Here is a 25,411-nt window from a genome sequence, read left to right as displayed (position 1 = left end):
CTACCCCTGTCTCTTTTTTAGAAGGGGCACGTTTTAACACTTCATGCTGGTGGTAGCAAGCTTAACGCCGGGCCAGCGCGTGCGCCCGGCGGATAAACGTCACGACCCGATAATTCCGCCGTCCGCTTTCACGATCACCACCGTGGACGATCGCGGGCGTCCGTTCGGACTGGCGTCCGGCCAGTTGGAGACGGCGCGCGGATTGGCCGGATCGGTAATATCATCCCCGCCCTCCCCTGGGTGCTGAATGTTGATAAACAGCGTGCGGTTGTCCGGCGTAAACGCAATGCCGGTGATCTCACACCCGCGCGGCCCGGTCAGGAAACGGCGATACTCGTTGGTGCCCGGAATGGTCGCCACCATCTGGTTATTGCCCATCCCCTCGTACGCTTTCTTATTGATGGTGCTGGAGGAGACGTCGGTCTGGATCCACAGGACGCCCTGATGATCGAAAGAGAGTCCGTCCGGACTGCCGAATGCCGCGCCCTGCATGGAGCCTTTGGCCTTCGGATCGTCGCCGTCGGTGCGTCCGGCCATGACCAGAATATCCCACTTAAAGCGTGCGGCAGCAGGGTCCGCGCCGTCTTCGTGCCAGTGCATGATATGCCCAAACACGTTGTTGGCGCGCGGGTTGGCGGCATCCACCGGCGCTTTCCCCTCTTTCCCGCGATCGCTGTTGTTGGTGAGCGTACAGTAGACGCTGCCGCTGGCGTGCGGATCGACGGCTATCCATTCGGGGCGATCCATTTTGGTCGCCCCCACCGCGTCGGCCGCCAGGCGAGTTTTAATCAGCAGATCGCCCTGGCTTTCAAACCCTTTACTCTTATCCAGGCCATTTTGCCCGAAGATCAGCGGCAGCCAGTCTCCGCTCCCGTCCTCGTTGAACCTGGCGACGTACAGCGTGCCGGAGGTCAGCAGCTGCATATTGGCTTCACGGTTCGCGGGATCGTATTTTTTGTCCGAGACAAACTTATAGATGTACTCAAACTTCTGATCGTCCCCCATGTAGACCACCACGCGGTTATCGGCGGCGAGCGTGACGGCTGCCCCCTCATGCTTGAAGCGACCGAGCGCGGTGTGCTTGCGCGGTGTGGAGGTGGGGTTGTAGGGATCGATCTCCACGACCCAGCCGAAACGGTTGGGTTCGTTAGGAGTTTTATCGACGCTGAACCGCTCGTCCACCTCGTTCCAGCGGTAGGATTCATCGCTGTCGCTGATGCCGTAGCGTTTTTCCAGCGGATTGAGATCGGCTTTTTTGACAAAAATATCCGACCAGTTTTCCTCGCAGGTGAGATAGGTGCCCCACGGCGTGTGGCCGTTGGCGCAGTTTTGCATGGTGCCCAGCACGCGCTCCCCCTGCGGGTCGGCGGCGGTTTTCATTAAGTCCTGATGCCGCGCCGGGCCGGTAAGCTGCATCGGCGTATTGACGGTGATGCGGCGGGCATATGAAGACGGGCGTACCACCTGCCAGTCGCTGCCCGCTTTTTTCACTTCCACCACCGAGACGCCCATCGCGTTCTGCCCCTTGCGGGCCTTGTCGAGGCTCCAGTTCGCCGTACCGTCGGTAAACAGCATCCCGTTGTCGATGTATTCATGGTTCATCGCCAGCAGGCCATGCTCCGGGTTTTGCTCTCCCTGCGGCAGGCTAAACCACGCCATGCCGTCGTGGTGCATGCCCGCCTGCACGGCCTGTTCGTCCGTGGTGTTGCTGGCGTCCGGCTTAAAGGCCGGCATGTTGTTTTTGATCCCCGTCGGGTCACCCCAGCGATAGAACGGGCGGGCAATATAGCCTTCCGGCACCCTGACCGTATCTTCGGTGGAGACGTCGATGCTGGTAAAGCCCAGGGAAACCGCTTTTGCCAGCGCGGAAGGCTTCGATACCGCGGCAATGGCGTTCTCAGGTTTGATCAGAAACGGGAATGATACGGCGGCCCCCGCAACGGCCCCCATCTGGAGAAAACGGCGGCGGGAGAGAAACACCTCTGCCACCTCGGAGAATACCGGGTTTGCGCTGCGGTTAGCGATGTCGTCGCGATGTTCTTTTTTAAAAACGGATTTGAGGGGTCTGCCCATAGCGGCTTCCTGTCATTGGCCAAGAGGTAAAAGAGTTGGCGACCAGTGTAAGAAGCTTTTATTACAATTTTATAACACGATGACGGAAGGATGGGGGCATCCGTGCCCCGGATAACGAGTTGGAACGCTTAGAACTCGTAGCCCACCGAGACCTTAAAGGTTCGCGGTTCGCCCTGAGTGATGTAGGTACCGGAATCGTCCACGCTGGCCCAGTAGTTCTCATTGGTCACGTTGTCGATGCCCGCGCGCACGGTCATCTGGTTTGCGTTGTGGTTCACCGCGAAGCGATAGCGCATGCCCAGATCCAGCGTGGTGTAGCTATCCAGCTTTTTGTTGTTCGCGAGATCGGCATACTGCGTGCCGGAGTGGTTCACGCGCGCGGTCGCTGTCAGGCCGTCAACCGGCTTGATGTCGTACTCCGCGCCCAGCACGGCGTAGAAGTTCGGAATACCGATCGCATCGACGCCCTGGTTCACGCCGTTTTTGGTTTTGGTTAGCTCCGCCTGCAGCCAGGTGGCGCTGGCGTTCAGACGCATCCCGAGCATCGGCTCGCCGAAGACGTTCAGCTCCACGCCACGGTTACGCTGCTCCGCATCCAGGCCGTAGTGGTTGTTAGCATCGAGGATCGCCGAGGGCATTTTAATCTCAAACAGCGCCAGAGAACCGCCCACGCGCCCGAAGTCCGCCTTCACGCCCACTTCGTTCTGCTTAGAGTGAACGATGCCGGTGCTCTGGCCGTAGTTGGTGGCGGTGTTAGGTGCGGTTTTGCCCGGCTGCAGCGCTTCGGTGTGGTTGGCGTAGAGGGAAATTTCTTCCCACGGTTTGTAAACCACGCCGTAGGTTGGCATCCAGCGGCTGCCGTCGAAGCCGTCCGCGTCGTTCTCTGCGCCGGTAATTTTGTTATACCCGCGAACGACCACTTTCTGATGGCGCGCGCCTGCGGTGAACAGCAGCTTGTCATCAAGCACGCCCAGGGTATCGCTCAGCAGCCAGCCCTGGGTGCGGGTGCGCCCGCTGGTCAGCGGATCGCTGTATTTACCGCCGGAGCCGTTGAAGTTGGTGCTGTCCGGCATATCCACGCCGGTGTTGTGGTAGATGTTGGTGGTCGGGTTATCCTTCGCCGCCGACATTTTCCACGCGATTTTTTCGTTTTTGGTCATTGCGGAGTACCCGACGTTGACCTTGTGCGAGACGAAGCCGGTGTTGAAGTTGCCGCGAATGCCCGCCATCCCGCTGACGGAATCGCTGATGCGGTTGGTATCCAGACGGCTGACCGTTGCGTTACCGCTCTTGTCCACCAGCTTCGGCGCGCTGTAGATCCCCTCTTCGTGCGCGTGCTGCGCGCCGAGGCCGGTATAGGCGGTCCAGCTGTCGGTGATGTCGTACTCGCTGCGCCACATCCCGAACTCGTTTTCGATATCGCTGTAGGCCCACTTCTGCGAGAAGTTACGATCGTTCTTCGGCGGTTCAGGCACGAAGTCCACCGCCGAGATGTTGACGCTGGTCGGGCTGCCGTGGAAGGTTTTCTTCTGATAGCCCAGATCCAGCGAGGTGCGGAAGCGGTCGCCTTTGTAGTCCAGGCCGGTGGAGAGCAGCGTGGTGCGGCGGCGGTCGTTCGGTACGCCGGTTTCGCCTTCACGATGCACGAGGTTCACGCGCGCGCCGAACTGGTCGTTATCGCCAAAGCGACGCCCCGCATCCAGCGTGGTGCCAATCTGGGAATCCGAGGTGTAGTCCACGCCCACTTTCGCCTGCGGCGTTTCCCCGGCATGCTTTGGCTCAAGGTTAATCATCCCGCCCACGCCCGAGCTTGCCGCGCCGTTCATCAGGGAGTTGGCCCCTTTGAAGATCTCAATGCGGTCAACCATCTGGGCATCCACCACCTGACGCGGCAGCACGCCGGAGAGGCCACCGAAGGTCATGTCGTCGCCGTCAAACTTCAGGCCGCGAATGCGGAAGGTTTCCGCGCTGTTGCCGTAACCCTGCACAAACTGAACGCCCGCGTCGTTGGCGACCACGTCAGCAATGGTTTTCGCCTGCTGATCTTCCACCAGTTTTGAGGTGTAGCTGATGATATTGAACGGCACGTCCATGGCGTTCTGCTGCCCGAGCATCCCCATTCGCCCGCCGTTCGCCACCTGTCCGTCAAGGAAGGCCGGCACCAGCTGGTCGCCACCGGGTTTAAAGTCGCCGGCAGGTGCAGACTGCACAACGATGGTGTCTTCTTTTTTATCCTCTGCCGCCCAGGCGGAATGTGTAACCGCGCCAATGGCGAGCGCCAGCAGCGTTTTGTGCATTTTGGTGTTGTTCATCGTTAACTCGTTTGAAAGTGCGCGCAAAAATAGCCCGTGGACGGGCCTTAGAATGGTGTTAAATGCAATGCAAATGAGAACTATACGCATTATACATGCGTTATCAAGTGTAACCGCACATTTCTGGTCGCGAAAAGAGGTTAATCAGAATGGGAGGAAGATGGCGAGGAGCAGGACGAGAACAGCCACCCCGCATTAGGGGTGGCTGCAATAACATTATTTTTTCTTGTAGATATCGACTGTGCCGTGAATTTTGTTGTTGGTATTACCGGAAGTCAGTACCAGCACATCAACGCCTTGTTTGTCTGCTTGAATCGCCACGGATAATCTAGACACTTCTGAGCCGTTGATAATATTGGTTTTCATATTCTGTCGGTGACATCTGATCGCTAGAACCATGCCGACGCTTACTGTTATAAAACATTTCGATGTAATCAAAAATATCGCTGCGGGCTTTTTCCCGCGTTACGTAGATCTTTTTCTTTATCCGCTCGCGTTTCAATAACTGGAAAAACTTTCTGCAACCGCATTATCGTGGCAGTTACCGCGACGGCTCATGCTGCCCTCCAGGCCGTGTGATTTCAGGAACGACTGCCACTCATGACTTGTGTACTGACTGCCCTGATCCGAGTGAACCAGCACTTGTTTTTGGGGATTACGCCGCCATACAGCCATCAGCAGTGCGTTCAGGACAATGTCCTTTGTCATCCGGGATTGCATGGACCAGCCGATAATTTTGCGTGAGAACAGATCAACAACCACGGCAAGATACAGCCAGCCTTCGTAGGTCCTGATGTAGGTTATGTCCGTTACCCAACGCTCATCCGGAGCATCCGGATTGAACTGTCGCTGGAGCCTGTTGGGCGACACGATACTGGCCTCGCCTTTGCGTGCCCGCGGCCTCCGGTATCCGACTTGAGCCTTTATCCCGGCACGCTTCATCAGTCGCCAGACTCTGTTCACTCCGCACCGTTGCCCGCTATCCCGCAGGTCCAGATGGATCTTGCGATAACCATAAACGCAGCCAGACTCAAGCCAGAACTGTTTGATCTGTCCTGTCAGTCTCAGGTCTGCCTGATGGCGTTGTGAATGCGGCTGCTGAAGCCAGGAGTAAAAGCCACTGGGATGAACATCCAGCACCCGACAGAGCAGGCGAACAGGCCAGCAACAGGTGTTGTCACGGATAAAGGCGTACCTCAGTCGGACAGCTTTGCGAAGTACGCCGCGGCTTTTTTTAATATGTCCCGTTCGTCGGTAACCCGCTTCAGCTCTTTCTGGAGACGGCGGATCTCGGCCAGAGTATCTGACTGTTCTTTATTAGTGGAAGATTCCGGACCGTACTTCTTTATCCAGGCGTAAAGGCTGTGGGTGGTGATATCGAGACGTGTTGCAACGCTGGAAACAGAATGACCACGATCAACAGCCTGTTTGACTGCTTCAATTTTAAATTCTTCGGGATAACGCTTACCGCTCATGGGCACCTCTCTTTAAGCCATCTTAAATGACTCCGGGGTGTCTATTAAACCCGTGGCGATTCAACATGGAATGCCTTCGCCCAGATAGACGCACCAGCCCGACGGTCCCCCCAACCAGACGTTCTCAACCTGTCTATCTGTCTATAGGGTTGGGGAGGCACACACGATTATACGCAGAGCCCTAAGTTGCCACCAAGTGAGCACGTCTACGTCTGTGGCGCACTCCAATCGATGACCAGATACTCAGCAGTTATGTGTTTGCCGCAGTGCCTTGCCAGCCGCTAGCCTTAAGCGCCGCCAGTAATGTTTCCGCACTTAGCCCCTCAGCATGATAGCCCCGATTGCCGACCATCGACTCCGCAGCGAGCAAAGCGTTGATGATAGCTTCCTCAACAGCCTCTGCCGCAGCCACAAATAATTCAGAGATAGCACTATTGTTAACCATTTCCACTGGTGTGGTCAGGCTACCTTTGCTGCCGTAATCTGCCGGAGGCAGACCTTCGTTGCCGGTAGAGAAAGCGATAAAAATGTCACCGCTGGAATCTTCCGTTCCCCCTCCCGTACGCGCAATGCCAATACCAGCACGCTGAGCCAACCGCGCGCACTGATGCGGCAACAATGGCGCGTCGGTTGCCAGCGCTACGGCGATGGAGCCCATACCAGGATAGGGCAACATGGTGTTAAAAGGCGAATGCTCGTCCGTCAGCTTCCGCCCCACAGGATATCCGCCGACCAACAGGGCATCACGTTTGCCGTGGTTAGCCTGTACGATAGTGCCGACGGTCCAGCCTCCCTGTTCGACTGGCAAGCGGCGCGATGCCGTGCCAATGCCGCCCTTGAACTCATGACAAATCATGCCGCAACCGCCGCCGACAGCCCCTTCTTGCGGCAAACCTGAACTGGCAGCAAGCAGAGCTTGCCGCACATGTTCGGGTTTTACATGAAACCCATTAATATCATTCAATAAGCCGTCGAATGTTTCCAGTACCACTGGCATACTCCAGTAAACGGCCTTATCGTCCGGCGGCAGCATTTCTCGCTCCAGTGCGATTAGGCTGTCACGCACCACGCCAACGCTATGGGTATTGGTAAAAGCGATGGGGCTGGTTAACAGCCCTGCTTCGCGGATCCACTCCAATCCCGTTGCATCGCCGTTGCCATTCAGCACGTGCACCCCGGCAAAACAAGGGGATTGGCGGGCCAGCCCTGGTCGAGGTTCGATCACCGTCACGCCGGTATGCACCCCACGGCCGTCAGCTAAATTTGCATTAATCGTGGCATGGCCGACACGCACACCCGGTACATCGGTGATGGCATTAAGCGGGCCTCGTTCGCCAAGTCCAATAGTGATTCCTAAATCTTGCACACGCGGCATAGTGATGTTCCTTCTTCATGTAAAATGACAGTGCTCTTTTATCAGGGCCGCAACTTTTCTGCTATATGGCTATTCGGATTTACTTCACCAGTATAGTGACATCATCAAGCTTAAAACCATATCTGCTTAGCGGTGTAAAAGTGACCGAAATTGGCGCGTTCGCAACCTTAAATCTGCGCGTCTCACCCGCCATCAGGTAGTATTCATCCTGAGCAAGCTGCGTATTGGTTGGGTTCAATTGCAAAGTCGGTACCATTCGGACAACCCTTTGTCCTGTATTGCGCATCACCAGCTCCCCACTTTCCATCTGAAAAGTCAGTGCATCCCAAGGCGTTTTACTCACCGCCACAGCGGCCGGCTGCACGATAAAGCCGATGCTTTGCCTTACAGGCATCTGTGTACTATTTTCTGTCGTCTGCATGATTCCCTCGAAGGATGCTTTCAGCATCACTTCATGCGTTAGCGGCTTACCTTTTCTTAAGACAAAATTGACCTGCTGGCTTTGCCCGGCATCGATACGGGTAATCGGGGGATAGATCAATATACGCTTGAGTGGTAAAAGCCTGGATATTAACCAGAACGTTGGTCTGTTCATACTCTGGCTATGAGTGATGCAATGCATTCCCCTGAAAATCCGTGGTAATGATCCAGCTACCGGGCGCGTATAGTTGCATGCCTATGCGCCCATCGTATGTAACACTCCAAACGTTTCCCCAGCATGTACTGGCGACATCACTGCCGCTCCATTCGCATAGGCCAGCACACCGAATGATCCAAGGCTAAACGAACGGCCCCCTGGCTATTTTGCGTTAGCCCACCGCTCACCCAGCTATACGGGGTGGTCGTCTGAAGATTGTTCGAAAACTCTGTGCGTTTTTTCCGTTATAACATCCACTCCGAACCCAATATCATCACCTTTACTACCTTGTTACCTCACACATTCAAACCCCATAGTTAAAACTTAGCGTTACCGAGTCGCCAAAATTGACTTTCTCGGTACGTTCCTCTTTCATCACATTAAAGCCTGATATTTGTGGAAGAACAGTAATATTTACAGAAAACATCTTTCCATTTGCCGGTTCACCATTCTCTTTTATCCAGGTCAGGCTTCTGCCAGTCTGCGCACGCCACATCGTACTATCCGCCATTTGCATTTTCGCTGGAGCACTATCCACACTGGCGTCCGTAAACTCCAGATAGTAAAACCCCACAGTGCCGATGCCGTCTCCCGTCCATAATCCAAACCGCTCTGGGTTTGCGCCACGGCCTTTTCCCACACGATTATCTTTCGGAGTGACATGCATCATCATGTCTGCTTCACAAATGACACGCCAGGTTTGCTTCATGCCAGACAAATTTCGGCCATCTAGATTAGCCTTGTCTGACACTTTCCCCATATCGTAATCTCCATTCTTAGGAGGCTGTATAGTGCACTGCGATGATTTAAATTCACCCTTGACAGAAAATTCTGATAATGGAGGGGAGGCATGGGCAATAGATACACACATAAATATTCCATACAGGCGCCATAAAATCTGCTTCATCAGATATCCCTTTCGCTTTTATTTATTTAAATAAATAACAAACCATGCTATTTCCCACACTCATCCACTCCTGCCACCATTACCCCCCATTTATAATAAATCGTTCCCTCATTAATTATTTAAAACCTGCAGGAGGTTAAATTACGCCAGTCATAAATCAACATGTTTACAGCTTGATATCAACCACACAGAGTTCATATACCGTAGTGGCATAGGGCGGGATTTTGGCAGGTATCCCGCTTCGCCGTAAGCCAGTTCAGCCGGCACCACCATGGTCAGCGTCCCGTGGTTACGAAAATGCCCCAGCGCCGCTCTAAACAGTGGCGGATAAGTACTGAGCAGCAGGGAAAGCACATTGCCCACGCTATCCATGTCGTGGATCACCATACCGTCCGCCAGCGATTCCGTTACCACCAACGCCACAACGGCGTCGGCGGCGATGGGATCGTCGCCGGCATAATTAATTTGATACCAGAAGCCGGGTGCAGACTGAGCTAAACCCTGTTTTGCTTGAAAGCAGACATGAATTTCTCGCCCAACTATTGCTGCGCAACCCCTGTTTTATCACGCACCAGGTTAACCACTGTTTCTGACTCGGCCAGCGCCAGCAACAACAGACCATGAACGGCAACGGGCAATGGTTTAATCATGTTATTTACTCGTTAGTCCCACTAAGCCGCTAAGCTGCAGCCAGCGATATACATCCTGAGTCCTGCGCAGGCCCAATTTACGCATCACGTTACATTTATGGGCGCTGACGGTTTTCGGATGGATGCCCAAAGCACGGGCGATCGCCTTAGGAGCGAGGCCACAGCCAATTAGGCGAATGACACACTGTTCCTGTGAGGTAAACGCAGTGTGTTGGGGTGGTCGGTACATTTCTCGCCCTTCTATCCCATGTTCACGGTCCCGAGACGCTATCACCAGCTTTTCAATAACGGTATCCACACGGTCACACCTATAAATCGTACGGGTATTACACCCACCGAGGGGCTGGACTGTCGTCCCATTCCTGCCTTTATCCCGGACAGGAAGCCACAGTACGTTGCCAAGGCGGCTACCATGCTGCATTTTGAACAATCTGTCCGAGGCCATGATCGTGACCCCAGTCACATCTGCAGGGAATGCTTTGGTCCCACGCCGCCACCGATAAGTCGTGTCCTGGTAGTGTGACACCGCCTTGAGCACCCCCTGGACCCAGTACTGGTCTCGGTCGACTATATACAGCTTCCCATAGGCCCACGAGATCTCACCACGTGTTGCCAGATCGCCTATCACCCCGCTTACCTCCAGCATTGATTACGCCACTAAAAAGATCGATGCCCATTGCACAACGGCAGGCTTCATCGGTGATGTGTTGGCGCAGTTATACAGGCTCGCTACGGACACGATCGGGTGGAAAGTTCTCCCGGATCGCCACTCCTGCTCCCCCTCACTTCTAAAAGTTTACGTACAGTCGACGGGTTCACTACGAGCACGGCTGCGGATATCCCACTCCCACGTCGTGGTCCCCGTTCACGAGCACTTCGGTTTTAGGTATACGACCACAATTCTGATCATATTCGTCTCTTTGCGATGAGTCCCCGCAGCGCGCGACGATGCACCGTGTCAGGCATTCAACAGCAGTACCGAAACGGGAGGGATCCCAGAGGGCATTACCATGGGTTCCCCGGATACATATACTCCGCACACTCAGACCCGGGCTGCCCCCCGTGGTGACACCGTGTATCACTCCTAGACCCAAGTACCTTCGGTGTGGTACATAACACTCTCACGTACCGACTTTTTCCCTAGGGCGTAGATCAAAATAACCATCTATGTGTCGCAGCATATATCCGCAATAACGGACTGAGCGCCCGCATCGAGGTATTTTTTCCGACGGATATATCACCACCACGGTCGACGCCCGGTGTTGAGTCAGGATGTCATTTAATACAGCGGCGACGCCGGATCCATTCGCTCGGCGACGATACACTGGCCCACTGCTCATCCCAGCTGGTATCCAAATGGTACTTCGCACCTAGGGCCACCTGGTCAGGGCAGTGGTCAATAAGGAGCAGCGACGATCACGAAAGAGGTCTCATAGCCCCCCCCGCTCGTGTTCTGTCCGACCTTTACCGAGGTAGCTATCCGCACCCGGTTGATGGACTCTAAGGTAGGTACGACTGTATATTCAACGCCATCCCGTTGCACAATCCCAGCCCCCATGACATCGAGCTTCGGACTCCCGCCGCAATCTATGTCACCGTACGCGGCTACTTCTGACGACGTGCCTGGCGCCACGACGCCATGATCGACAGATGGGGGTAGGTTCATCTTGCACTGGACCGTCGGAGGCAGCGGTTTAATACAGTACTCCCCCCCAGAGTTTGCGGCCACTTCAGCAGACAGCTCGCCCCACGGTGTCCACAGCTTGTACGTTTGGGGGTCGGTGGGGTGACGCTGGGCGAATACGATACATAGTCCCTCAGGTTTCACGTTCTGTAAGGTCCAGGACATAGCCGTTGAGCAAGTATCAGTCTCGTTCACCTCCCAAGTCCCACTATTCCGCAGGTGGCACCTTCCCGTCATCGGTGGAGCATATCGACTGTCCCACTGACAGTTCTTATACGGGATGCCGGCCGACCGGTCACCATACTGGCAGTTGGTCCCCACTGGTATTAATTCAGTACCCATATACGGATTTGGGCGGACCGTCCTTGGTTCGATGTTGGTCTTCAGGGTCCCACCACTTTCGAACGTTACACGGTATTCGCAGGTGCTGTTCCCGCACGACGTAACTCGAACGCTTGTCATATGCGGGTATTGTACTCCCATGGCGCTCCAACTAATGAGGCCCCCCATGATCAGTAGATAGCGTAGTCTCATACGTAACCTTTTTTTTACTAACGAGCAATCCTCACCCGCGCAAGAGCTAATTGACGGATTGCCCACACACTCCACCGGGCTTCATACCCACGCACCAACGCCTCAGTTTCTGCCTTCGGCAGTCTCCGATACCTGGCTTGCTCATAAAGCCGCGCGCAACGTTCCCGGTGGTTCTCTAATGCTCTCGGCGCTATTTGGGGCCCCAGCGGGGAGTACCATATGCCCAGCCAGTCAAAGCCTCTTTCAATATTGCCAAGTTGCGTTTTATCCGGGTGAGTTTCAAACCCGCCCAAATCAAAAAACTCATGCAGTGATTTAATTGCCTTGCGTAAATGCCAGCGTGTCCGGGTGAACACAATAAAGTCATCCATATACCTGGCATAAAATAATTCCTCTCGCGATGCAAAATAACCGTCTATATGTCGCAACAGACTGCCACCAATTAACGGACTGAGCGCACTGCCGCGGCATATTCCTTTTTCCGGCGTGTAAATATCACCGCCATCGTCGACGCTGTAATTGAGCCATTGCAGGCATAAACCTCTGCAGACTTCATCATCTATATATCTGTGCAGTTGGCTTTCAACCTGATGCTTCAATATATGGCGGTAAAAACCGCGAATGTCCGTCCGATAGACATAACGCCAGTTTCCGCTGCGCCATGCGGCACTGACCGCTTTTACTGACCCACTGACACCACCGTGCCCTTTCAGGTGATGGCAACGCGTGTGGCGGGGCAGTAGAGGTTCAACCTGCAGCGCGACCCATTTAAGGACCAGGGCATCCTGTGCCGGCCATTGCACCCAGCTTTTGCCCTGCCGGTGATATGCCTGCATCGGCGACAGCCGATAGTCGCCAGACAGCACCCGGGTCAGCAACGCCCGCTTTTCACAGAACCACCAGAACCGCAGGTCCCATATATCCGCATTGACCGGTGCATGCCGGCGCCGCCGGCATAACCAATGGTAAGCCCGCTCCCAGTTCTCGATAATTTGCGTGTTTTGCTGCCTGTTCAGTGCCTGGCAAGGGCGCTTACTCATATTCCAGGCTGAACGTCGCCACCGCGTTGAACGGGCCGTAACCGATGGTTCGATTGGCAATCGCCTGCGGCTCCCCCTGCACATAGGCCTTTAGCGCAATCATATTGTTGCCCGCCTGCAACACATAATCGTCGCTCGATTTGTTAAACGGCAACGGTTTGCCCTCCAGCGTCTCAAGCCCGATGGCAATGCCTTTCGCCCCACTGCCGGCATCGATGGCCAGCAGGCCGGGTAACGCCGTATTTTCCATGCCCGTAATGGTCACCCTCACCGTCTTGCCCAGGCTAATGTCACACTCCGCCAGCCGTATCTCGAACGGCTGCCCCAGTGTACGGGTGTTCTGGTACAGGTACTTGTCGACGATGGTGCCAAAATCCAGCTGGATTTCTTCGTCACCCGGAGGAATGACGCAGGGCTCTGCGACCAGCGCGCCATACAGGTGCACGTTGTCGGCTGCCGTCACCGGCGGCACAGCAAACGTAATCAGTGCCTGCGTCAGTAACAGGCCAGCTACTTTTTTACGCCACAGCCCCTGATAGACTCGCTTTCCTGATTTGCGTTTCATCACGGACTCCTTATTGGTAATCGGCACGCAGTGTCGCCAAGGACTCGAATGCCCCTTCGGTCAGGATTGCCCCTTCCCGCTTGACCGGCACCGCTTCCAGCCGTGGTGGATTGCTTATATCAATGGCCAGCGTACTGCCCGGCGTGAACGGTTTATCGTTTTGATAAACCCGGATCCCCAGGTCCGTCTTGTTAGTCTGCAATGCCTGTTCATCAAACCCCGCCGCTGCGCCGGTTAAACTCAGCGTCAGTGCCCAACTGCCACTGCCGGCGTTATCACAGGTGATTTGATAGTTCATCATCTGTCGATAATTCACGCCATCCACCTTGTTAATGCCCACCCGCTCACCGAAATTGACATCCACACGGTTGCCGTCATTGATAGTGCACGGTGGCGGTTCTATCAGCGTGCCGCGGAACGTCATATCGACATCCCCGTCCGCCAGCGCAACACCTGCCGCCCCCCATACTACGGCCAGCAGTAGAGTGTTCATCATCGTCTGCGTTGTCATCCGCTGCTCCCCGTTACTGATAGGCCACTTTCATGGTGGCCCCCGCCGTAAACTCACCTCCCGTCAGGGTGGTACCACTTTGCTTCACAGGAACAGCCCAAAGCTCCGGCTTCTGCGGGTAGGTAAAGTTCAACCAGCTGTTCACCGCCAGTTTGTTATCTCCCTGACGCAGCTCAATACCCAATCCGGTTTTATTGGTTTGCAACACCGTACCGTCAAAGCTTGCACCGTTACCGTTCACCTGCAGTTTCATCGCATTGGACGAAGCATCGGAACACGACAAGGCGTAATTCACCGGCATCTTATAGTTATTGCCGTCAACTCGGGTCGTCATCACATCACCAAAATCCACCTCTATCGGCCGATCGTCATTGATGGTGCACGGCGGCGGCTTGACGACGGTCACCTTCACGGTCACGGTGGCCATATTTGAGGCAAGGGCCATCAACGGCACCGCCGCCAGCAACGCAACCAGTACACGGGCAGGATGGCGCAGGCGGTAATTTTCGTTATCCATACCCACCGCCTCAGTCATAGCTCAGATGGAAATTCACCACGGCCCGATAGCTGCCTGCCACCAGGCTGGCCGGCGTACGCTCCGGCGTCACCGTGTAGCTCAAGGTGTTCTGCCCCGGCGTCAGCAGCAATGCTTTGCCACTACTGCCCAGGCGCACGTCCTCGCCCCGGCCATCTTCCAGACGCAGCCCCAACCCGGAGACGCCCTGCGCCTTTACCAACTGCGGGTTGTCCGCATCTCGGTTTGCCCGGAAACTCACCGTCACCGCCGGCTGCATGTCCGCCCAGGTCAGGTTGCCGGTACGACTGTCGCGGTGCCCCCCCGGACTACGCAGGCAGTCGGCCAGCCGCAATTCGAACCGTACAGGCTCACCACGCGCACCAATGCTCTGCAGTCGCCCCGTGCCGATGTCACCCAGCGCGATATCCTGACGAGCACTTTCCATCTCCAGCCGGCAGGCACTCTCGGTCAACGCGCCGTGCACATACAACGTGCCGTTTGTCCCCTCAACATCCCAGTTGTCCACCTTCGCTTGGGCATCAGGCAACAGCCACAGCATCGTGCCCAGCGTCAGCGGCACCATCAGCGCCAGCCCACCCAACGCGCCGTAATAGCGCAGCTCGCTTAACCAGCAGGCACGCGCCGTATTGATGTCGTATTTCCCTGCCATATACCCCTCCGCGCCGCAGCGCCAAAATCCCGTCGCTCATCCCGGCGGACGGCATGCCGCCCGTCAGCCTGCCTTCTTGTCCGGCACCACGCTGCAGGCGGTGCCGTTGCAGCTGAAGCTCAGCGATGGACGGCCGCCGTAGTCATTGACGTAGGTCAACACCGGGCTGTTGCCCAGGCTCGACGCGTTGACCGTCAGCGGTAGCTTATCCATCGGCGGCACCATCACCGGTTCGAACCCTTTCACCCCTTCAACTCCTTTTTTAGTAGCCGCATCCACGATGGTCACGTAGTACGGCGTCGGGTTGTTCACTATGTAGCTGTTGCCCTGTTTCGTCAGGGTCAACTGCTCCTGCGGCGGCGGCGCGTTCTTGTCCATTGCGACGGCGGCTGGGCGGTAGAACAGTTTGATACGCGTCTGCAGCGCAATCTGCAGGGTATTTGGTTTGCTGCTCTTCGGCGGAATTTCCCGCAGGTTGAAGTAGTAGACCGTCTCACGGTCTTGCTTGAGCAATTTTGCCGCCGGCAACGCCTGGATTTTCACCTGGCTCGGCTTGCCCGGCTCGATACGCTGCACCGGCGGCAGCACGGTCAGCGGACTCTGGATTTTGTTACCCTGCTCATCCTCAATCCAGCCCTGCGCCAGGTACGGCAGCTGCTTGTTTTGGTTGGTGACGCTCAGGCTGACCGATTTCTGGTCGCCGTCAAAAATCACCCGCGTGCGGTCCAGGGCAATCGCCGCCTGAGCCTGCTGGGCCGCCAGTGCACTCAGCAGGGCAACGGCCATCGCCACCGAGCTCAGAGTGTTGTTCTTCATCCACGCGGCCACTCGGCCATCATGCCGGCGCCACATCATCACTGTATTCTTACGCATCATCTTTCTCTTCCCGGCCCTCGCGGCCTCTCAAACTGGTGGTTAAAACAACTTCGCGGTTTTCATCGCTCAGAGATGGCGGTTGCACTGTCCGCCCTGGCACTGTCGACGTCACCGCTCCTGGTGCATCCTCGGCTGTTGTCTGGCCGTCATGGGTCGGCGCCTGTGCACGCAATGGGTGGCACGGCAACAACAGGTTATTCATCAGCATCTCCGCCGGCAGCGGCGTTGGCATCCGAACTTCACACTGCGCGCTGCCTGCCCAGTGCACCGTCATGGTATCGCCGGCATTGATGCCGCTCAGATAGACACTGCCGCCGTCGTTGACGATGCCGGTCTCCTGTTTGCGGGCGTTCATAATCGTGGCACCGAACGGCGGCTGGCTGCCGTCCGCCAGCTTGATGACCGCCATCGCCTTCTCGCCGGCAATCACATCGAACTGGCGATAGCCGATGGCACCTTCCGTCAGCGTTGCCTGCACCACCGATGTGGTGGCTTCGGCGTTGTCGCCGAGCTTGTTCAGATCGATGCTCGCCTTGTTGCGGTAATAGCTGTTCACATCGCCTATCACCGCCTTACCCCAGGCGTTGGTGTTGCTGGTGCGGCCGTAGCCACGCACCGGCACATCCGCCACACCGTTGGTATCAATCAGCATGCGAGTGCCGCCCGGCATCCCGGCGCGGTGCAGCGCACCGCCTTCCATCGTCAGCGTCGCCCCGCCCTGCAGCGACAACCCCATCGCACTGTGGCGCCCTTCCTGATAGCTGGCGTTGGCGCTCATACGCGCCATATCACCTTCGTGGTTGTAGTAACCACTTAAGCTGGCGCCGCTGCGCGAACTGCCGGCGCTCATGCTGTAGTTATTGTGTTCATCCAGACGGTCGTAATAGTTTGCCTGGTGCGTTACATCGCTGCGGTTGACCGTGGCGCTGTAACCCACTGAACCGCTGTTGCCCCACGGCAACGAGAGCGACAGATATCCGCCGTCATCATTTACGCCGTTGTATTGGTTCCGGTACGCTAATAGTGACAAGCTCACGTTGCGGAATGAACCAACATCGAAATAGCGCGACAACGTCAGGTTGTAGCGGTCGTTCGCCGGCCGGTCCCAGAACGTCTCGTGGCTGTAGTTGAGGTAGGTACTCAGTCCCCAGTCACGGAAGTGCTTGTTGAAGGTAACGGTGTACATCTCCTTGCCGTTGCCGGTGCGTGTGCCGTAATAGCGCGCATCCAGGTACTCGCTCATGCTCATGAAGTCTTCTTGCGAGAAACGGTAGCCGGCGAAGGTCACCTGGCTGTCGTACTCATCAAAGTTCTTCGAATAACTCAGGCGGTACGAGCCGCCGCTCAGCGTGCCGTCTGCCTGCGGCAACCGCGCCCGCGACTCGGTGGCGTCAAAAGACAACGCCCCGAGCGCCATCAGGTCACGGCCAAGCCCCAACGACAATGCGTTGTAGTCACCACCCACCAGGGCGCCGCCGTACAGTGACCAACCGTTGCTGACCCCCCAGGAAAACTCGCCGGTACCAAACACCGGCCCGCGGGAGTGGTGCTGAAAATCGGAGGGTTTGCCGCTCGCCAGCTTGAAACGCACCAACCCGGGGCGCGTCAGGTACGGGATGGTAGCCGTATTCATCGTGAACTCCTGCACGCTGCCGTCTTGCTCTTCCACCCGTACGTTCATCTCACCGCTGACCGCATCGTTGATGTCCTGAATGCGAAACGGCCCCGCTGCTACCTGGGTCTCGTACAACACTCGCCCCTGCTGGCTAATGACCACCTTGGCATTAGTCTTCGCTATCCCAACCACTTCCGGCGCGTAACCACGCAGGTTAGGCGGCAACATGTTGTCGTCCGACATCAGGCTCGCCCCGGTAAAGCGGAAGCTGTCGAACATGCCGGAGTCCAGGTAGTTCTCCCCGACAGTTAGCTTCGAGCGCAGCGCCGGAATGGCGCGATAAGCGTAATAACGACTCCAGTCCAGCTTTTGCGTGGTAGACTGGCCCGATCCGGCAGTGTGATCGACATTGCCCTGCCAGTCCGCACGCAGGCGCCAGGCGCCGAGATTGAGGCCGGTAGTACCGTTGCCGCTCAGGCTGTAACTACTGCCGTTGACCTGATGCTGTTTCTGAGTGCGGGCGTTGACGTTGTAATCAAACAGCAGCCCCGGAATCCCTTCGTCCCAACGGGAGGGCGGGTCCCAGTTCTCTGCGGTGTACTCCAGAAACGCTTGAGGAATACTCAGATACAGCGCCGAGGTCGCAAGGTCGCCACGCACCTCCATGCCAGGTATGCTGGCCTCATCCAGGCATTCACCCTGGTGCCACCAGGTCACCCCTTTCAGGGCATCCTCTTTCAGCCCCAGTTGCCCGATCAACGCCTGCGTGACGCAGGCCCGGCTGCCGTTCGGGTCATCCTCAGGCGCATAAAACGGCACCTGCTGCTCCGGCAAATCATTTTTATTGACGTGCACTACCATGCCGTAGGTGCCCGGCATAATGTAACCGCCACGAGAGAACTGGCTCAGATCGATGTTTTCACGGTCGTGCACATCCAGCACATCCGTGTTGAACTGAATATCGCCTGCGGCAAATACCGCCGCCGACAGCACGCCCAGCGCCAGCGAAATGCAGAGCCCCAAAGTCTGGAGGCGCATCAGCTTCCCAGCAGATGACACTCTCATATCCCTAACCCTTTCTCGTTATATTTACGTTGCAGGCGACCGTGATAATTACGGCTGACGCCATTCAGAAATAATCCAGCTTGAAACGTATCGCTGAAAAATAATCACCGGCCTTCAGCGCATGTTGATTGGCGACCAGCCGCAGGTGATAATTAAGATGCATGGTACCGGTAATAATGTCCTGAGCCAGCAGTGGCACACCCGGCGTGGCAATATTCCCATTCTCGTCGGTAATACGCAGCGCCACCCCAGACGCATCACCCCGCACACCAAATAATTCCCCCTCACTATCCCCGTCGAACGTCACCTGAAATTGCTTCCAGTCGGGTAATGTGGGGTCCGGGCGTTCAAGAGTACAGTTGACCAGTTCAATGGAAAAAGGTTTACTGCGCCCCTGTCCATCGCGAATAATATCCGCCAGCGGCACCACCTCCATATCAATAGTCTGGTCACGGCTCTCAATAGCGATAGCGCAGGCGGTATCAATAATGGCGCCTTGCATATTTACCCTACCCCATCCCTGTGACGACACAGTAGCCATTGCTTGCAGCGGAAAGTACGCTAGGATAAATATGAAAGAAAACACAAAATAATGTTTACTTACCCACATAAGACTCACCCGAAAATAAGACTTAGTGAAAATTGCATGCGGATACCCGCATGCAATTAATTCCACAAAGAGAATGGCTCTTAGTTATAAGCCAGAGTAAAATCTGCTACAGCCTTGAAATCACCCGGTACGATAGCGGTGTCTGATGCGCTAGCGCCCTGCAGGTAGGCAGAGAAGTTCAGGCTGTTATTATTATCCTGCAACACCTGTGCCTTAGTAGGTTGACCAAGCTTAACAGCATTACCGTCAGCTTCGGCAATGACTACTCCTGCTCCTTGTGCAGTGCCGTTGATCGAGAGTGCGCCATTAACTACAGAGGACTCCATACCGGTAAAAGTAGCAGTCACTTTATTTTTTTGCAGAACGCCTTTATCATCAGCTTCAAAAGAGCAGTTTTCCAGATCGATAGAGAATTGGCGCGGGTTCGATTTTCCGCCATTTTTCAGAGCAACATTAGAAATCTGACCCAGCTCAACGGTTTGATCCGCAGACTCAGGATTAATAGAGCATGGTGCATCGATGATAGAACCCGTGAAGGTTACTTTACCGTGCCCTTGTTCTGCAGCAAATGCAGTGGAAGAAACACCAAGTGCCAGCACAGTTGCCATCATTACTTTGTTTAGTTTCATTCAAAATTTCCTTATCTAGTGCTTCAAACTACAGGTTAAAGACTATTAATAATTTGATTAGACAGTACGAAAGTGAAAGCTGGATAATGATGGCTTTCATAATTCTTTCATGTACGTGCCCGGGTTTGTGGTCACGTTGACTCATCATCTACATTCGCATATCGCTCTTTAGGTTCTCGAGAGACAATAACGGAACGCATCACTGCGACAACGAGACCAATGATACACCCCCAAAACCACACCAGCAAAACATGCTACACAAAGCATAAAATATAGATTTTTACTCCAAAAAATTTTCTATTTATGTTTTTTATACCAAAACGAGCTAAAAACACACCGATACCAAAGGTTTTTATTTTTTAACAAAACGCAGAAAAGTAAAAAATGACGGGAGTAAGCAAAGAAATTTCATACAGTGAATCGTAAATCCATAAAAATTTTACAACATCCTAATCACATGTAATAATTTACACAGCTATTGAGGAGCGTTGTTGAACATGAAATATATATTTAATTTCAGCATGGTCTTTCTCCCTGCGGAAAGATCTCTATCAATACTTAACAATAAGGAAATTGAGATTTCTCTGTCTGCGCCTGCGACACGCCTTTTGTTGGAACTAATAAAGTACAAAGGAACAACAGTGACCAGAGAAGCACTGTTGAAAAACGTCTGGGAAGACTATGGCTTTTCCGGCTCTAACAGCAATCTCAACTCTTATATCAGCGAAATAAGAAAGGCATTCATTCAACTTGGGTACAGTGAAAAAATTATCATCACGATTCCCAAGCAAGGGGTAAAACTCGAAGCAAATATAGAAACGCTAGTAAAGCAACCGCCATTAGCCTGTGCTTCAGCACTTTCGGAGTGGGTGCCAGCAGGTGAAGTTAATGAGGCTAATGAGGCTAATGAGGCTAATGAGGCTAATGAGGCTAATGAGGCTAATGAGGCTAATGAGGCTAATGAGGCTAATGAGGCTAATGAGGTAGTTCTTTCGCAAAGCGCTCTGAAGTCAATAGACAAAGGAAAAAAGAGGCGTTATATCAACGCAATTGATAGTGTTCTGATTGCCCTGCTCTTAATAGGTTGTATTATCGCATTAGTGAAGCAACAGCAGAATCTTGCCATCAATGTCCAACCAGCCGATATTGAACCTTTGTTCCGTATCAAAAAGTGTAATATCTTCACCATTGAAGATTACGATATCTATCCTAAAGAAAGAACTATTAAACTCGCATTGAATGAGATAGAAAAGGAAAAAATCAACTGTAATAACACCTCTTATGACCTTTACTTTGCCAAGATGTTACTTAACAAGGAAAACTCCCTTTTTTCGTTCTTAGGCATCTGTTTGAAAAATGAAAAAGGCAAGCAGACATATTGTAAAACCCGGACAGACAATAATGGCAAAGAAAATAATTAGAGCAGCGTTGGTAATATTAATTCTGATATTATCCATTATCATATATAAGCAATCTAACAGTGCGGATGAAGCTGTACGCTGCCAGGTAGATACTATCGTTACTGATATGCTAAATGACAGGGATATGCTTTCCTATGAAATGAGAATGAATTACATATTTAATGCTCAAAAGGAGAGTGTGGTTAACATGACCGGGTATGTCATCCACAATAACAACAGATATCGCTATCTGAGAACACTACATTTCATGCTCGATCTTTCTGATAGCAAGGATATCTACAATATAAGATACACCTTAGAACAAATACATCCCAGTGATAATACACCTAAAGACATCAGCCATCTTTTGATGAGCTCACAATTTGATGGTTCCAACAGCCATATCCGAATTAACAAAATCAAGGGAAATACCTACTTGATTAACGGAATATCTCAACCCATAGCGCTTTGCTATCGGTATTAAATACCTCCGTAAATTCACAGCAGGTTATCTTGACAGCAGACCGTACCTAGTGGTCTGCCGTCTTAGCTAATTATATGATATCTAAAATAAATTGACCTGCCCCCATTATTAGATACAGCCATCAGTTAGTAATGTCGGTTTGTTTACCTTCACATTTTCCATTCCGCCACCGTGCTGCAAACTCTGATGGCGTCTGATAATTCAGTGCTGAATGTGGACGACACTCGTTATAATCCTGCCGCCAGTCATTAATGACTTTCCTGGCGTGAACGATATCGCTGAACCAGTGCTCATTCAGACATTCATCGCGAAATCGTCCGTTAAAGCTCTCAATAAATCCGTTCTGCGTTGGCTTGCCCGGCTGGATTAAGCGCAACTCAACACCATGCTCAAAAGCCCATTGATCCAGTGCGCGGCAGGTGAACTCCGGCCCCTGGTCAGTTCTTATCGTCGCCGGATAGCCCCGAAACAGCGCAATGCTGTCCAGAATGTGTGTCACCTGCACGCCTGAAATCCCAAAGGCAACAGTGACCGTCAGGCATTCCTTCGTGAAGTCGTCCACACAGGTCAGGCACTTGATCCTGCGACCGGTGGCGAGCGCGTCCATGACAAAATCCATCGACCAGGTCAGGTTGGGCGCCGCCGGGCGGAGCAGCGGCAGACGTTCTGTTGCCAGCCCTTTACGACGTCGTCTGCGTTTTACGCCCAGCCCTCTCAGATGATAAAGGCGGTACACGCGCTTGTGATTAACATGAAGGCCTTCACGGCGCAGTAACTGCCAGATGCGGCGGTAGCCAAAACGCCTGCGCTCCAGTGCCAGCTCAGTGATGCGCCCTGATAAATGCGCATCAGCCGCCGGACGCTGAGCCTCATAGCGGCAGGTCGACAGGGACAAACCTGTAAGCCTGCAGGCACGACGTTGCGACAGACCGGTCGCATCACACATAAACTCAACGGCTTCCCGCTTCTGGTCTGTCGTCAGTACTTTCGCCCCAGAGCCACCTGGAGTGCCTCCTTATCCAGCATGGCTTCGGCAAGCAGCTTCTTGAGCCTGGCGTTCTCTTCCTCAAGCGACTTCAGGCGCTTAACCTCGGGCACCTCCATACCAGCATACTTCTTACGCCAGGTATAAAAGGTGGCGTCGGAAATGGCGTGCTTGCGGCAGAGCTCACGGGCAGAAACCCCGGCTTCAGCTTCGCGGAGGATACTGATGATCTGTTCGTCGGAAAAACGCTTCTTCATGGGGATGTCCTCATGTGGCTTATGAAGACATTACTAACATTGCGGTGTATTAATCAACGGGGAGCAGGTCAGCATAAAGGGGCCCCTAATTTCCATTGAACGAGATGAGCCCCCTCAAAGGCCCCCAACCACTTGATTTGGGTATAACTGAGTTGACCTCGGTAGAACTCGTAACAGAAAAATTCAGTAATTTCAGGGAGTATAAGGGATAAAAAGCGAATTCAGTAGAGGCGAGTTGACTTCAAAATGGCACGCCCTGTAGGATTCGAACCTACGACCTACGGCTTAGAAGGCCGTTGCTCTATCCAACTGAGCTAAGGGCGCACGGAGAAACGTGAACTTCGCGGTGGTGAAACGCGTGGAATTATACGGTCAATGGCAGGTGAGTCAATGCCTTTTCCCCGATCAGAATCGATAACGGCTAGCCGATTGTAAATACGGCTATTTTTTCAACATTTTCAATACATCCCACGTAGAATTTATCGCTGCGAAAAAGCTTAGCTGCTTTTAAGTAACGCCTGCTGTTTTCCTGTAGGCCACCTCGTCACACTGGTGCAAGGTATCCCGGCCGCCTGGAGGCTGACAGACAACAGGACAATGGAGTGACAGCGCAAAACCTGACCTATACGCCTCCCCGGCTAAAGCATATTTCTCATGATATCACCGGCATCAAACTTGAGCCCATTGTTGCCCTCGCCTCTTCGCACAGGATCGGCGTAGAGGTGCTCAGCATTCTGTCACCCGCGCTGCAAAGTGAAGATTTTTTCCGCGAACAATCGGCAGAGCAGTCGCTTATGCTGCTGGAAGTGCAGCTCGGTGTGCTAAAAAATGCGCTCGCCTGTAACAATATTTTCATCAATCTGCCGATAACCGTACTCATGGTGCCAGAACTTTTTCAGCGCCTGCTGCAACTGCGAAGCCCGCCGCTGAATATAGAGATTGTCGACCCTGTCGACTTTTTCACACTCTCCGATACACAGCGGCAAGGCGTCGCCCAGCGCCTGAAGCAGCTCACCATGAAGGGTCACCGCATCTGGCTGGATGACATCGACGAAACGGTCATTCAGCCGTTTTTATTTTGTCGATTACCGTTGAACGGCATCAAAATTGATAAGGGCGCATTCTGGCGTTTACGCGCTACACCCGCGCTGAGGCAGCTGGTTTCACGTTGCTTTCAGCTGGCCGGGAGCGTGCTCATCGAAGGTATTGAGACTGAACGCGATCGCACCTGGGCACTGCAGGCAGGCGCAGATCTCGGCCAGGGATATTACTGGCCGTCCTGGACATGGCCGGAGGATTAAAGAGCCATTTCCAGGAGGGAGACCATGCGAATGACAGTGCGCCGTTACCGGCGGCGGCGTACAGGAAGTGATGCACTGGGATTTACGCACTCACCTTTTGCTCCCCCCTTTTTCGACCGGCTCGAGTTTTTGAGCCAGTCCATCAGCCAGCCCCGAAAAACCGACGCTCCGTTTATCATTCTGGTCACGGAGGATCATTTTCTGCGCACCGGTTTTCTCAATGGACAGTTTCCCCTGAGCAGCTGTTGCGACTATATCTCGCTGGATGATGCGCTCGGCGCTCAGGCACAATGGCCTTCAGCGCGTCTGGTGGTGGATGTAGAAAGCCGTTCCACCGGGCTGATTGATCAACTGGATCAGTTAAGAAGGCATAGCCTGTATCCCCCCTTCCTGACGCCGTGGCTACTGGTCCGGGCAGATAATTATGATACCCGCCTCTTCTGCAAAGCGGCGGGGCCTTTTCACGTGCTGGAACGTCAGATGAACGCGGCAGGGCTTCAACACAGCCTGATGGATGCCCGCCCACCGCAGGGGTCCGATAAAGACTGGTTTTCCCGCAATGAATGGCCCATTTTGCAGGAGCTTGCCCGCGGTAAGACGCTGCGTCAGATTGCCCTTCTGCAGAATCGCCCCTATAGCCGCATTATCTATCGTCTCAGCTGCATCCTGCTTAAGCTGGGGCTGAGCCATCGCCAGGAATTGTTACACCTTCTTAATAACCTCTCTGACTGCACGTTTTAACTTACGCACTAACTTCTTATTTCCTAAAGCGCTTTAGGAATTTACTTACCACGCATGTTATGAAACGGTTAAATTTTAACAATGTATTCGATTTTATAACTATTCCTAATTTATGGTTCGGAACCATGTGAAATGTCACAGAATGAACCAAAGGCAGCACTTTCCTCCATCCGTTAAGTGAATGCAGAAGGCGTTAATAAGATGATAATGATGTAAAAACAAGCAGCTTCGCTTCACTCTCCAGGAGCGGAAAGCAAAGTGAATAGCATGTTCTCCTGCGCGATGATGGCGTGACGTTGATGCGCCTTAAGCACTTTCAGATGAAGGTTTGACACCTTGCGAGGGCACTTTTTCGCCTCTTTGACCCTGGGTCGCCCGCCGAATCGACGGTCTTTTTTATTAACAATTACGCAACATAAAGAGACATCTGTTATTTTTTGTTATTACATAAAGATGAAAAGATGCGGTAAATGGGATAACAGGATATTTCCGCTAAAT

At 53.8% G+C, this 25,411-nt stretch carries 21 protein-coding genes, 1 tRNA gene and 2 pseudogenes; 4 read left to right on the top strand and 20 right to left on the bottom strand.

What is annotated here, in order from left to right:
* Positions 1-99 precede the first annotated feature (99 nt).
* From IB212_RS05665 to IB212_RS05580, 18 genes and pseudogenes are all read right to left on the bottom strand, one after another.
* The gene (locus tag IB212_RS05665; RefSeq protein ID WP_028012236.1) at positions 100-2,073 is read right to left on the bottom strand and encodes a PhoX family phosphatase; all 1,974 of its coding nucleotides are present in this window, start codon (positions 2,071-2,073) and stop codon (positions 100-102) included.
* Between the two features lie 128 nt (positions 2,074-2,201).
* Positions 2,202-4,385: a TonB-dependent siderophore receptor gene (locus tag IB212_RS05660; protein WP_041911014.1), complete on the bottom strand. Its 2,184-nt coding sequence runs from the start codon at positions 4,383-4,385 to the stop codon at positions 2,202-2,204.
* A 216-nt stretch (positions 4,386-4,601) separates the two neighbouring features.
* Positions 4,602-4,697, bottom strand: a pseudogene (locus IB212_RS05655) (DUF1471 domain-containing protein); the annotation flags it as partial.
* A gap of 16 nt (positions 4,698-4,713) precedes the next feature.
* A pseudogene (locus tag IB212_RS05650) lies at positions 4,714-5,860 on the bottom strand (IS3 family transposase).
* Positions 5,861-6,110: 250 nt separating this feature from the next.
* A complete protein-coding gene (locus IB212_RS05645) occupies positions 6,111-7,235 on the bottom strand; it encodes a P1 family peptidase (RefSeq protein ID WP_041911017.1) in 1,125 nt (374 codons plus the stop codon).
* Positions 7,236-7,314: 79 nt separating this feature from the next.
* The gene (locus IB212_RS05640) at positions 7,315-7,830 is read right to left on the bottom strand and encodes a fimbria/pilus periplasmic chaperone (RefSeq protein ID WP_041911018.1); all 516 of its coding nucleotides are present in this window, start codon (positions 7,828-7,830) and stop codon (positions 7,315-7,317) included.
* A gap of 346 nt (positions 7,831-8,176) precedes the next feature.
* Positions 8,177-8,779 (bottom strand): hypothetical protein, encoded by a 603-nt coding sequence (locus tag IB212_RS05635; RefSeq protein WP_041911019.1) that lies wholly within the window; start codon positions 8,777-8,779, stop codon positions 8,177-8,179.
* Between the two features lie 150 nt (positions 8,780-8,929).
* Positions 8,930-9,202 carry a hypothetical protein gene (locus tag IB212_RS05630; protein ID WP_041911020.1) on the bottom strand — a complete coding sequence of 91 codons (273 nt, stop codon included), beginning with the start codon at positions 9,200-9,202 and terminating at the stop codon, positions 8,930-8,932.
* 228 nt (positions 9,203-9,430) lie between these two features.
* Positions 9,431-9,658 (bottom strand): LuxR C-terminal-related transcriptional regulator, encoded by a 228-nt coding sequence (locus tag IB212_RS05625; RefSeq protein ID WP_223239746.1) that lies wholly within the window; start codon positions 9,656-9,658, stop codon positions 9,431-9,433.
* 2,006 nt (positions 9,659-11,664) lie between these two features.
* Positions 11,665-12,687, bottom strand: coding sequence for an RNA-directed DNA polymerase (locus IB212_RS05620; protein ID WP_051486131.1), 1,023 nt, complete (start codon positions 12,685-12,687; stop codon positions 11,665-11,667).
* On the bottom strand, positions 12,680-13,252 hold the full coding sequence (locus tag IB212_RS05615) for a fimbrial protein (protein WP_051486132.1): 573 nt from the start codon (positions 13,250-13,252) through the stop codon (positions 12,680-12,682). Before IB212_RS05615 ends, IB212_RS05620 begins: the two co-directional genes overlap by 8 nt.
* A 10-nt stretch (positions 13,253-13,262) precedes the next feature.
* Positions 13,263-13,763: a fimbrial protein gene (locus IB212_RS05610; protein WP_081752979.1), complete on the bottom strand. Its 501-nt coding sequence runs from the start codon at positions 13,761-13,763 to the stop codon at positions 13,263-13,265.
* A 13-nt stretch (positions 13,764-13,776) separates the two neighbouring features.
* Positions 13,777-14,280: a fimbrial protein gene (locus IB212_RS05605; protein ID WP_051486219.1), complete on the bottom strand. Its 504-nt coding sequence runs from the start codon at positions 14,278-14,280 to the stop codon at positions 13,777-13,779.
* A gap of 10 nt (positions 14,281-14,290) precedes the next feature.
* A complete protein-coding gene (locus IB212_RS05600; protein WP_041911023.1) occupies positions 14,291-14,950 on the bottom strand; it encodes a fimbrial protein in 660 nt (219 codons plus the stop codon).
* Between the two features lie 63 nt (positions 14,951-15,013).
* Complete coding sequence (locus IB212_RS05595; protein ID WP_223239745.1) at positions 15,014-15,736, bottom strand: fimbria/pilus periplasmic chaperone; 723 nt, start codon at positions 15,734-15,736, stop codon at positions 15,014-15,016.
* Positions 15,737-15,815: 79 nt separating this feature from the next.
* On the bottom strand, positions 15,816-18,506 hold the full coding sequence (locus IB212_RS05590; protein WP_081752981.1) for an outer membrane usher protein: 2,691 nt from the start codon (positions 18,504-18,506) through the stop codon (positions 15,816-15,818).
* Between the two features lie 64 nt (positions 18,507-18,570).
* The gene (locus IB212_RS05585) at positions 18,571-19,116 is read right to left on the bottom strand and encodes a fimbrial protein (RefSeq protein ID WP_041911024.1); all 546 of its coding nucleotides are present in this window, start codon (positions 19,114-19,116) and stop codon (positions 18,571-18,573) included.
* 80 nt (positions 19,117-19,196) lie between these two features.
* The gene (locus IB212_RS05580; protein WP_041911025.1) at positions 19,197-19,745 is read right to left on the bottom strand and encodes a fimbrial protein; all 549 of its coding nucleotides are present in this window, start codon (positions 19,743-19,745) and stop codon (positions 19,197-19,199) included.
* Between the two features lie 497 nt (positions 19,746-20,242).
* On the opposite strand from IB212_RS05580, the gene IB212_RS05575 reads away from it, so the two are divergent.
* Both IB212_RS05575 and IB212_RS05570 read left to right on the top strand, forming a co-directional pair.
* The gene (locus tag IB212_RS05575; RefSeq protein ID WP_409033782.1) at positions 20,243-21,166 is read left to right on the top strand and encodes a transcriptional regulator; all 924 of its coding nucleotides are present in this window, start codon (positions 20,243-20,245) and stop codon (positions 21,164-21,166) included.
* Complete coding sequence (locus IB212_RS05570; RefSeq protein WP_041911027.1) at positions 21,147-21,629, top strand: FidL-like protein; 483 nt, start codon at positions 21,147-21,149, stop codon at positions 21,627-21,629. Before IB212_RS05575 ends, IB212_RS05570 begins: the two co-directional genes overlap by 20 nt.
* 121 nt (positions 21,630-21,750) lie before the next feature.
* Here the strand turns inward: IB212_RS05570 and IB212_RS05565 are convergent.
* Both IB212_RS05565 and IB212_RS05560 read right to left on the bottom strand, forming a co-directional pair.
* Positions 21,751-22,871 (bottom strand): IS3 family transposase gene (locus IB212_RS05565; protein WP_155963358.1). Its coding sequence is split into 2 segments (ribosomal slippage): positions 21,751-22,613 and positions 22,613-22,871, totalling 1,122 coding nucleotides; the frame shifts between segments, so codons are not numbered across the junction.
* A 247-nt stretch (positions 22,872-23,118) separates the two neighbouring features.
* Positions 23,119-23,195, bottom strand: a tRNA-Arg gene (locus IB212_RS05560).
* A gap of 278 nt (positions 23,196-23,473) precedes the next feature.
* Between IB212_RS05560 and IB212_RS05555 the strand changes: the two genes are divergently transcribed.
* Both IB212_RS05555 and IB212_RS05550 read left to right on the top strand, forming a co-directional pair.
* The gene (locus IB212_RS05555; RefSeq protein ID WP_041911030.1) at positions 23,474-24,172 is read left to right on the top strand and encodes an EAL domain-containing protein; all 699 of its coding nucleotides are present in this window, start codon (positions 23,474-23,476) and stop codon (positions 24,170-24,172) included.
* A gap of 24 nt (positions 24,173-24,196) precedes the next feature.
* Complete coding sequence (locus IB212_RS05550; RefSeq protein ID WP_041911031.1) at positions 24,197-24,913, top strand: response regulator transcription factor; 717 nt, start codon at positions 24,197-24,199, stop codon at positions 24,911-24,913.
* Positions 24,914-25,411 lie beyond the last annotated feature (498 nt).

Origin of the sequence: Enterobacter sp. E12, assembly GCF_014596715.2 — a bacterium.
GTDB lineage: Bacteria > Pseudomonadota > Gammaproteobacteria > Enterobacterales > Enterobacteriaceae > Enterobacter > Enterobacter bugandensis.
Note: the sequence above shows the minus strand (reverse complement) of the source record. Positions and strands in the feature narration are given on the sequence as shown.

Excerpts from the sequence above, each read along its gene's own strand:
- IB212_RS05665 (WP_028012236.1), bottom strand. The coding sequence starts at position 2,073 with ATGGGCAGACCCCTCAAATCCGTTTTTAAAAAAGAACATCGCGACGAC.
- IB212_RS05660 (WP_041911014.1), bottom strand. The coding sequence starts at position 4,385 with ATGAACAACACCAAAATGCACAAAACGCTGCTGGCGCTCGCCATTGGC.
- IB212_RS05645 (WP_041911017.1), bottom strand. The coding sequence starts at position 7,235 with ATGCCGCGTGTGCAAGATTTAGGAATCACTATTGGACTTGGCGAACGA.
- IB212_RS05640 (WP_041911018.1), bottom strand. The coding sequence starts at position 7,830 with ATGAACAGACCAACGTTCTGGTTAATATCCAGGCTTTTACCACTCAAG.
- IB212_RS05635 (WP_041911019.1), bottom strand. The coding sequence starts at position 8,779 with ATGAAGCAGATTTTATGGCGCCTGTATGGAATATTTATGTGTGTATCT.
- IB212_RS05625 (WP_223239746.1), bottom strand. The coding sequence starts at position 9,658 with ATGTACCGACCACCCCAACACACTGCGTTTACCTCACAGGAACAGTGT.
- IB212_RS05620 (WP_051486131.1), bottom strand. The coding sequence starts at position 12,687 with ATGAGTAAGCGCCCTTGCCAGGCACTGAACAGGCAGCAAAACACGCAA.
- IB212_RS05615 (WP_051486132.1), bottom strand. The coding sequence starts at position 13,252 with ATGAAACGCAAATCAGGAAAGCGAGTCTATCAGGGGCTGTGGCGTAAA.
- IB212_RS05610 (WP_081752979.1), bottom strand. The coding sequence starts at position 13,763 with ATGACAACGCAGACGATGATGAACACTCTACTGCTGGCCGTAGTATGG.
- IB212_RS05605 (WP_051486219.1), bottom strand. The coding sequence starts at position 14,280 with ATGGATAACGAAAATTACCGCCTGCGCCATCCTGCCCGTGTACTGGTT.
- IB212_RS05600 (WP_041911023.1), bottom strand. The coding sequence starts at position 14,950 with ATGGCAGGGAAATACGACATCAATACGGCGCGTGCCTGCTGGTTAAGC.
- IB212_RS05595 (WP_223239745.1), bottom strand. The coding sequence starts at position 15,736 with ATGGCCGTTGCCCTGCTGAGTGCACTGGCGGCCCAGCAGGCTCAGGCG.
- IB212_RS05590 (WP_081752981.1), bottom strand. The coding sequence starts at position 18,506 with ATGAGAGTGTCATCTGCTGGGAAGCTGATGCGCCTCCAGACTTTGGGG.
- IB212_RS05585 (WP_041911024.1), bottom strand. The coding sequence starts at position 19,116 with ATGTGGGTAAGTAAACATTATTTTGTGTTTTCTTTCATATTTATCCTA.
- IB212_RS05580 (WP_041911025.1), bottom strand. The coding sequence starts at position 19,745 with ATGAAACTAAACAAAGTAATGATGGCAACTGTGCTGGCACTTGGTGTT.
- IB212_RS05575 (WP_409033782.1), top strand. The coding sequence starts at position 20,243 with ATGAAATATATATTTAATTTCAGCATGGTCTTTCTCCCTGCGGAAAGA.
- IB212_RS05570 (WP_041911027.1), top strand. The coding sequence starts at position 21,147 with ATGGCAAAGAAAATAATTAGAGCAGCGTTGGTAATATTAATTCTGATA.
- IB212_RS05550 (WP_041911031.1), top strand. The coding sequence starts at position 24,197 with ATGCGAATGACAGTGCGCCGTTACCGGCGGCGGCGTACAGGAAGTGAT.